At 63.8% G+C, this 276-nt stretch carries 1 protein-coding gene; it reads left to right on the top strand.

Annotated elements, in window-relative coordinates:
- Positions 1-36 precede the first annotated feature (36 nt).
- Positions 37-276, top strand: a 240-nt coding sequence (locus KVS69_RS19500; protein ID WP_217539627.1) for a hypothetical protein, incomplete at its 3' end; no start/stop codon positions are given.

Genomic DNA, 276 nt, shown 5'->3' with positions numbered 1-276 from the left:
CACGCTGGCACGATGTCACCAAGGAGTGATGCGAGCGTGGCCAGCGTGGATATGACGACACCAGAAAACCCGACTGTGCCGACCACGAATGGCCCGGTCGACGACGAACCGCATGCTGGCTTCAAGCTCGCCGTCCGTCGCTTCATCGGCAGCGTCGTCGCAAACGCGACGGCGCTGCTCGGGCTGTTCTTCCTGACATTTTCCATGGGACGCCTGCTGGCAGCCGACCCGGTTCTGGCGATCACCGGACCGGGGGTGAGCAAGGAGGGCTATGAC

It is taken from the genome of Stenotrophomonas sp. GbtcB23 (assembly GCF_019091045.1).
GTDB lineage: Bacteria > Pseudomonadota > Gammaproteobacteria > Xanthomonadales > Xanthomonadaceae > Stenotrophomonas > Stenotrophomonas rhizophila_A.
Note: the sequence above shows the minus strand (reverse complement) of the source record. Positions and strands in the feature narration are given on the sequence as shown.